Raw genomic sequence first — 8,471 nt, 5'->3', positions numbered from 1 at the left:
GCGTGCGGGGTGGCGGCAGCCTGCCGCTGCACCTCGTCGACGACGGTGCCGACCGGCCGGGCGTGGCCGGTGGCGTTCCAGGTGTCCAGGACCAGCCGCCGCTCGGCGTCGTCGAGCAGGGGCAGCTCGCGGACCCGCCGGCCGGGGTCGGCGACGGCGGCGTCGAGCAGCCGGACGTACCGGGTGACGATCGCCTCGGCGGTGGCCCGGTCGAACAGGTCGGTGCGGTACACCAGCCGGCTCTCCCCGGTGGTGACGTCGAAGGCCAGGTCGTCCTTGGTGGTGCCCAGCGGCACCGGGTCCAGGCCGGAGTCGGGGATGAAGTTCAGCGCGGTCTGGAAGATCGGCTGCACGGACGGGTCCCGCTGCGGGGCGACCGCCTCGACGATCCGCTGGAACGGAACCTGCCCGTGCTCCATGGCGTCGATGAGGCTGCCCCGGACCCGGCCGAGCAGCTCGGCGACGGTGGGGTCGCCGGTCAGGTCGCAGCGCAGCGCCACCGGATTGACGAACATGCCGATCAGCGGGGACACCTCGGCGGTGTCCCGGCCGGCGGTGGAGACGCCGACGACCACGGTGTCGTCGCCACAGATCCGCGACAGCAGCGCGGCGAACCCGGTCAGCAGCACCATGTACGGGGTGGCGGCCGAGGCGGCGGCGAGCCGGCCGACGGCGTCGAGCAGCCCGTCGGGCAGGTCGAAGCGGACCTCGTCGCCGGCGAAGCCGAGCTGGGCCGGGCGGGGCCGGTCCAGCGGCAGGCCGGTCACCGCGGGCGCGCCGGCCAGGTGGGCCGTCCAGAAGGCGAGCTGCCGGTCCAGCTCCGGCCCGGCGAGCTGGTCGCGTTGCCAGGCGGCGAAGTCGGCGTACTGGATGGGCAGCTCGGGCACGTCGGCGGGCGCGCCGGTGAGCGCGGCGGTGATGAACGCGGACAGCTCGCTGGTGAACAGCACCGCCGACTGGGCGTCGAAGACGGCGTGGTGCACCACGAACTGCAACGACCACGCCTCCTTGACCTTGACCAGCCGGGCCCGCCACAGCGGCGGCGTGTCCAGCGGGATCGGGGTGCGGGCCAGTTCCTCGCGGATCGCGTGGTACCGGGCGAGCCGCTCGGCCTCCGGCAGGCCCGACAGGTCCTCGGCCGCCAGCCGGACCGGCTCGTGCTCGCGGACCACCTGCACCAGTGTGCCGTCGTCGGAGCGCAGGTGGGTGCGCAGCGCCTCGTGCCGGGCGAGGACCTGGTTGAACACGGCCGTGGCGGCGTCGGCGTCCAGCTCGGCCGGGAAGGGCCACGGGTTGGACACGTTGTAGACCGGCGAGCCGGGGTCGAGCTGGTTGGCCATCCACACCCGCTCCTGGGCGAAGGAGGCGGGGAAGGTCCATTCCCGGGTCATCGCCGCTGCCTTTCGTTCGCGATTGCGGAACTCCGCTCCGCTGCACTCCTCACGCTCACTGGATGGCCTCGCGTACCGAGCGGGGACGCATGTCGGTCCAGACGGTGTCGATGTGCGCGAGGCACTCGGCACGCGTGCCGGCGAAGCCGGTGTCGTGCCAACCTGCGGGCAGCTCCCGGTCGGCCGACCAGATCGAGTACTGCTCCTCGTCGTTGCGCACGACCAGGAATCGGGTTTCGGCCATTAGTTGTCTCCAGTGCTCTCGGGGGTGTGCGGCTCGGCCATCGCGACGGCGATCTTGCGGGGGCCGGTGAACGGCTCCCGGGCGTGCGCGGCGGTCATGTTGTCGACCACCAGCACGTCGTCGCGCTGGTAGTCGAAGCGGACACTGGCGGCCCGGTACGCGGCCCGCAGGTGGTCCAGCACGTCGGCAGGAATCTCACCGCCATCACCGTAGTAGGTGTTCGACGGCAGCCCGTCGGGGCCGAACATCGCCAGCAGCCCCTCCTGGTACTCCTGCGCCAGGGTGCTCAGGTGGAAGAACGTGGCGTGGTTGAACCAGCGCGGGGTGTCCGAGCCGGGCCGGTAGTGCACCGCGTCGCGCACGGCGCGGGTACGCAGCCCGCCGGCGCCCACCCACTCCACGGCGATCCGGTTCGCCGCCGCGTACGCCTCGACCTCGGCGCGATCGTCGGTGTTGAACACGTCCTGCCAGCGGGTGCCGAAGTCGGCGTGGAAGTTGCGCACCAGCATCCACCGGCGGCGGACGAACTCCTCCCGCACGGCCGGGTCGATCAGCTCGTACACCCGCCGGACGTCCGCCAGGGGGGTCGCGCCGAGGGTGTCGGGCGGGGTGACGCACCAGAAGAACAGGGTCAGCGGCCAGCGCGCCTGGTACGAGTTCTCGTTGTGCAGGAAGATCTCCTCGTCCGGCGGGTAGTCGGTCGAGGTGTAGACCCGGCCCTTGATGGAGTGCCGGGGCGAGGACCGTTCTGTGTAGACCAGCGGCTCGCCGGCCAGCGCCCGCACCACCGCGTCGAAGCCGTCGACACCGCCGACGTCGAAGCCGCGGAACAGCAGCCCGCCGTGCGCGACGAGGGCGGCCCGCAGCTCGGCGCGGCGGGCGTCGATCAGGTCGGTCAGTGCCCGGCCGTCGCTGTCGACGACCACCGGCAGCGTGGCGATCGTGTCGCTCATTGCTCTGTACTCCCTTGTTTCCGTGAAGCCCACGGCTCCGCCTGCATGCGTGAAGCCACGACTCCTCTTGCCATCTCGGTGCTCACGCGCGGGGCAGCCGCGGGATGCTCGTGGTTGGGGCCGGGGCCGGGGGCTCCTCGGCGGTGGACGCCTCGGCGAGCAGCTCCTCGATCCGGGAGGCGAGCCCGGCGACGGTGGGCGTCTCGAAGAGGCTGCGCATCGGCAGCCGCACCCCGGTCGCCTTGCGCATCGACGCGATGAGCTGCACCGCCACGAGGGAGTTGCCGCCGAGGGCGAAGAAGTCGTCGTCGACGCCGACGACCGGCACGCCGAGGCCGTCGCGCCACACCTGGGCGATGGTGGCCTCCAGCTCGGTGCGCGGCGCGGTCGAGGCTCCGGCCTCCACCGTGGGGCTGGACCCGGCCGGTTCGCTCTCCGCGGCCAGGGCGTCGGTGGTGACCCGGGCGGCGCGAGCCCGAATGTCGGCCACCGACCGGGTGGTGATCACCACCTGGGCGCCGAGACCGGCGGTGAGGCTGCGGCGGAACGCCTCCGCACCGTCGACCGGGCGGATGTCCTCGCTGGGCGCGCCGCCCTCCGGGGCGGCGACGGGCGCGGCGGCGGCGAGCCCGCCGGTGACCGCCGAGGCGTCCACCCGGCGCAGCACGAAAGTCGCTGATCGCGACCAGCTCCCGCCCGTCCGGGTCGGTCAGGGTCAGGTCGGCGGAGACGACCTCGTCGGTGCCGCCGTCGCGGTGGCGCAGGTGGCTGTGGAACCGGCCGGGCAGCGGCCCGCGCACCACGATCCGCCCGTACGACAGCGGCAGGTAGGTGCCGGAGCCCTGGCCCCGGCCGAACGCGGTGGCCACGTCCAGCAGGGCCGGGTGCAGGCCCCACGCGCCGAGGTCGGCGGCGGCCTCGGCGGGCGCGCTGACCAGCGCCAGCTCCTCGCCGTCGGCGAGGTGGTGCGCGGCCAGCGACCGCCAGCGCGGCCCGAAGGTGAGCATGCTGGTGCGGCCCCGGCCGAACGACGCGTCGTCGTCGACCCGGCGGGACCGGGCGACGACCGCCGCGAGGTCGGCCGCCTCCGGGGCGGGCTCGGTGGTCCAGCCCGCCGTGCCCCGCACGTGGGTGCACAGCACCCCGGCGGCGAGGCTCTGCACCATGAACTCCGTGAACCCGTCCTCCGCGGCGGTGAGCGCCACCCGGTACTGGGCGATCGTGCCGTCCGGCACCGAGAACGGCTCCAGGAACACCACGTCGCGCAGCTCCACCGCCGCGTCGGGCCCGGGGGCCTCGACGGCGGCGGCCACGGCGGCGCGGACCGACTCCAGGTGGGCGGTGCCCGGCACCACCGGCACCCCGCCGATGCGGTGCTCGTCGAGCAGCCAGTGGGTCGCGGCGCTGACCAGGCCGTGCAGCACGGTCCCCTCCGGGCCGGTCACCCGAGTGGTGAGCACCGGGTGGTCGACCGTGCTGGTGACGGTGTCCCGGGTCACCGCCCGGAACCCGGCCGGGGCGGTGCTCTCCGCCGCCATGCCGACCTCGGCCCAGCCGCCCCAGTTCTGCGACACCACGGGCGCGGCCCAGCCGGCCCCGGCGCGGGCGTACGCGTCGAGGAAGTTGTTCGCCGCGCAGTAGTCGACCTGGCCGAAGCCGCCGATCACGGCGGTGATCGAGGAGCAGAGCACCACGAAGTCCAGCGGCAGGTCCCCGAAGACCTGGGCCAGGGCGAGGGTGCCGACGAGCTTCGGGGCGAGTACCCGCTCCGCCTCGGCGCGTTCCTTGACCTCGGCCATACCGCCGCCGGGCAGGCCGGCGGCGTGCACGATCCCGTCGATCCCGCCGAACTCGGCCTCGGCGGCGGCCCGGACCCGGCGCAGGTCGGCCGGGTCGGTGACGTCGGCGGCGAGGACCAGCACCGAGGCGCCGGCGGCCTCCATCCGACGGATCGCGGCGATCGCCCGGCCGGCCCGGTCGTCGGCGCCGTGCACGGCGAGATGGTCGTCCCACCGCTCGCGCGGCGGCAGGCCCGAGCGGGCCAGCAGCACCAGCTTCGCCCGCGCGCGGCGGGCGAAGTCCTCGGCGAGGGTGACGCCGATGCCGCCGAGACCGCCGGTGATGACGTACCGGCCGCCCTCGCGCAGCGCGCCGGGCTCGGCCTCCGCGTCCACGGTCACCTGCTCGTAGCCGGTGACCCAGCGGCGGGCCCCGCGCAGCGCCACCTCGGTGTGCTCCGGGTCGACCGGGCGGCGTAGCTCGGCGACCACGGCGTCCGCGCCGGTGGCGGCGGGGTCGGCGTCGAGCAGCCGGACGGTCAGCCCGGGCAGCTCGACCGGCAGGACCCGGGCCAGGCCGGCGAGGGTGGCGTGCTCGGGGCGGGTGAGGTCCGTGCCGGTCACGTCGCCGATGCCGGCGGTCACCAGGTCCAGGGTCAGGGCGCGCTCGTCGCCGGTGCGGCCGGCCCCGGCGAGGGCCTGCACGAGGTGCAGGGCGCTGAAGAACCCCCGGTCCTGGGCGGCGAGGGCGGCGGCGATGTCGGTGCCGGTGGGCTCGCCGTCGAGGGCGAGGGCGTGCACCAGCCGCGCCGGCAGGTCGTCGCCGAGGGCGGCGACCAGCGCGTCGTGGTCCTCCCGGGCGGCGGGGCGCAGCGTGAAACCGCCGTGCCCCGCACCGGCTGCGTCGCCGGTGGCGGCGAACGCGTCGCCGGGGCGTACCACGATGGTCTGCGCGCCGGCGGCGCGCAGACCGGCGACGAGCGCGTCGCCGCGGGGGCCGTCGACCAACACCAGGCACCGGCCCAGCGGCGCGGTGGCCGGCGCGGGCGCGGCCTGGCGCCACACCGGCACGGCGAACCACTGCGGCAGCGGCCGGGGGCCGGTCTCGGCCGGCGCGGCGGCGACCGCCTCCACCGGGTCCGGGTCGACCCAGTAGCGGCGCCGCTCGAACGGGTACGTCGGCAGCGACACCCGCCGGGCCTGCGGGTCGGAGCCGGTGCGCACGGGCAGGCCGGCGCACCACAGCGCCCCGGCCGTGGTGAGCAGCGTCGCCAGGTCACCGGCCGGCTCGCCCTGACCGGGGAGGCTGCCCAGCGGCACGAGGGCCCGCTGCTGGTCCGAGCCCTTGGCGACCTGCATCCGGGCCAGGTTGGCCAGCTGCCGGCCGGGGCCGCACTCGACCAGCGCCCAGGTGCCCTCGGCGAGCAGGGCGGCCACCCCGTCGCCGAAGCGCACCGGCTGGCGCAGGTGCGCCGCCCAGTACGCCGGATCGGTGGCCTGCGCGTCGGTGATCCAGGTGCCGGAGACGTTCGACACCAACGGGATGCGCGGAGCGCGCAGCGGCACGGTGGCCATCAGCGCGGTGAACTCGGCGAGGATCGGGTCCATCATCGGCGAGTGGAACGCGTGCGAGGTGCGCAGCGCCTTGCTCTTGACCTTCCTGGTGGCCTTCAGCGTCTCGGCGAACGCGGCGACCGCGTCGGCCTCGCCGGCCACCACGCAGGTGCCCGGCCCGTTGACCGTGGCGATCGACACGCCCTCGGGCAGCAGCCCGGCGACCACCGACTCGTCCAGCGGGACGGCCAGCATCGACCCGGCCGGCAGGGACTGCATGAGCCGGCCCCGGGCGGCCACCACCCGCAGCGCGTCGGGCAGGTCGAGCACCCCGGCGACGGTCGCGGCGACGTACTCGCCGATGGAGTGCCCGACCATCGCCGCCGGCCGGACGCCGAAACGCTGCCAGGTGGCGGCCAGGGCGTACTCGACGACGAACAGGGCCGGCTGGGTGTAGCGGGTCTGCGCCAGCAGCTCGACCGTCTCCGGGTCCCGGCCGAGGATCAGGTCCCGGATGTCCAGGCCCAGCTCGCCGCGGAGCAGCTCGGCGCACTCGTCGACGACGGCGGCGTAGGCGGGCTCCTCGGCGTAGAGCTGCGCGCCCATGCCGGCGTACTGGGAGCCCTGGCCGGAGAAGAGGAAGGCCACCTTCGGGGCGGGACGGTCGGTCACCCCCCGCTGCGCGCGCCGGCGATCGCGCAGGGCGGCGACCGCGTCGGGCAGGTCGGTGGCGGCCACGGCGAGCCGGTGCGGGTACTGCTGCCGGCCCACGCGCAGGGTGTGCGCGACGTCGGCGAGGTGCCCGGCCCCGCCGTCGGGGTTGCCGGCGAGGTGCTCGGCGAGCCGCGCCACGGCGGTGTCGAGGGCGGTGGCGGTCTTCGCCGAGACGTGCAGCAGTTGCGCCGGGCGCACCCGCCGGTCAACCCGGTGCTCCGGCGGCGCCTCCTCCAGCACGACGTGGGCGTTGGTGCCGCCGATGCCGAAGGAGCTGACCCCGGCGCGGCGCGGCACGCCGTCGGTGTCCCACTTGGTGAGGGTGTTCGCCACGTAGAACGGGGTGTCGGCGAACTCGATCGCCGGGTTCGGGGTCTCGTAGTTGATGGTCGGCGGGATCAGCCCGTGCTCCATCGCCAGCACCGTCTTGATCACGCTGACGATACCGGAGGGCTGGCTGAGGTGGCCGATGTTGGACTTGACCGAACCGATGCCGCACCAGCCCCGGTCGTCGGTGTCCTTCATGTACACCGCCGACAGGGCGGCCACCTCGATCGGGTCGCCCATCGCGGTGCCGGTGCCATGCGCCTCGACGTAGCTGATGGTGCGCGGGTCGATGCCGGCCATCCCGACAGCCTGGGCGACGGCCTCCGTCTGCCCGTCCACGCTGGGCGCGGTGAAGCCGACCTTGCCGGCGCCGTCGTTGTTGATGGCGTTGCCGAGCACCACGGCGCGAATGTGGTCGCCGTCGGCGATCGCGTCGGAGAGCCGCTTGAGCAGGGTCACCCCCACGCCGCTGCCCCACACGGTGCCGTTCGCGCCGGCGTCGAACGGCCGGCACCGCCCGTCGGGGGAGGTGAACCCGTCCATGCCGAGGTAGCCGGCCTGCGGCAGCTCGATGTTGACACCGCCGGCCAGGGCCATGTCGCACTCGCCGTTGCGCAGCGCCTCGCACGCCAGGTGGAACGCGACCAGCGACGTGGAGCAGGCGGTGTGCACGGTCAGGCTCGGCCCACGCAGGTCCAACCGGTACGACACGTTCGTCGCGGTGTAGTTGGGCGAGTTGCTGGTGGCGGTGGAGACGGCGCTGTGCGGGTTGCCGCCGACCCGCTTGTTGCGCAGCACGTTGCGGTTGAGGTACGACGGGGCGCCGGTGCCGGCGTACACGCCGACGGCACCGTCGTAGCGGGCCGGGTCGTAGCCGGCGTCCTGCAGGGCGGTGTAGCAGGCCTCCAAGAACAGCCGGTGCTGCGGATCGGTGACCTCGGCCTCCCGGGCGGTCATCCCGAACAGACCGGCGTCGAACTCGTCGTAGCCGTCGACGAGCGGGGCCCGGCTCACCCAGCCCGGGTCGTCGACCTCCTCCGGGGTCACGCCCCGGGCGAGCTGCTCCTCGCGGGTCAGCTCGGTGACCGACTCGACGCCGTCGACCAGGTTGCGCCAGAACTCGTGCACGTCGGCCGCGCCGGGCAGCCGGGCGGCCAGCCCGACGATCGCGATCGGCTCGATGCCGTCGTCGGAGGGGTGGTCGGTGTCGATCGCGTTGTGCATCAGGTCGTCCTTCATGCGTTGCCGCCGGGGCGGCGGGGAGGGATACGTCGGGCGCGGCTGCGGCGGGCGGCGGCCCGCAACGCGGCGCGGGCCAGCTCCGGCCGGTCGGCCGCGCCGTCGAGGTGCGCGGCGAGGGCCCGGACGGTGGGATGGCGGAACAGGTCGAGCATCGGGATCGACCGGCCGGTGGCGGCGGTCAGCCGGGCGTGCACGGCGGCCAGGGCCAGGGAGTGCCCGCCGATGTCGAAGAAGTTGTCGGTGACGCCGACGCGGTCGCGGTCGAGGA

Annotated in this window: 5 protein-coding genes and 1 pseudogene; all 6 read right to left on the bottom strand. The window is 74.9% G+C overall.

Translation table 11 applies throughout. The annotated features are described in order from the left end of the window. Positions 1-1,391, bottom strand: a 1,391-nt coding sequence (locus MCAG_RS27985; protein WP_007076307.1) for a condensation domain-containing protein, incomplete at its 3' end; no start/stop codon positions are given. 55 nt (positions 1,392-1,446) lie between these two features. Beyond that, positions 1,447-1,635, bottom strand: a complete 189-nt coding sequence (locus MCAG_RS27980) for an MbtH family protein (protein ID WP_007076306.1) — start codon at positions 1,633-1,635, stop codon at positions 1,447-1,449. Beyond that, positions 1,635-2,588 (bottom strand): TauD/TfdA family dioxygenase, encoded by a 954-nt coding sequence (locus tag MCAG_RS27975; RefSeq protein WP_007076305.1) that lies wholly within the window; start codon positions 2,586-2,588, stop codon positions 1,635-1,637. Before MCAG_RS27975 ends, MCAG_RS27980 begins: the two co-directional genes overlap by 1 nt. 82 nt (positions 2,589-2,670) lie before the next feature. Further along, a complete protein-coding gene (locus MCAG_RS35435; RefSeq protein ID WP_232290430.1) occupies positions 2,671-2,916 on the bottom strand; it encodes a phosphopantetheine-binding protein in 246 nt (81 codons plus the stop codon). Positions 2,917-3,304: 388 nt separating this feature from the next. Continuing rightward, positions 3,305-8,185 (bottom strand): annotated as a pseudogene (locus MCAG_RS27970) (SDR family NAD(P)-dependent oxidoreductase); the annotation flags it as partial. A gap of 11 nt (positions 8,186-8,196) precedes the next feature. Further along, positions 8,197-8,471 (bottom strand): phosphopantetheine-binding protein (locus MCAG_RS27965; RefSeq protein WP_036375613.1); only part of this gene is annotated, 275 nt, incomplete at its 5' end.

Source organism: Micromonospora sp. ATCC 39149 (genome assembly GCF_000158815.1).
In the GTDB taxonomy this organism is placed as follows: domain Bacteria; phylum Actinomycetota; class Actinomycetes; order Mycobacteriales; family Micromonosporaceae; genus Micromonospora.
This window is presented reverse-complemented; position numbering and strand designations above follow the sequence as displayed.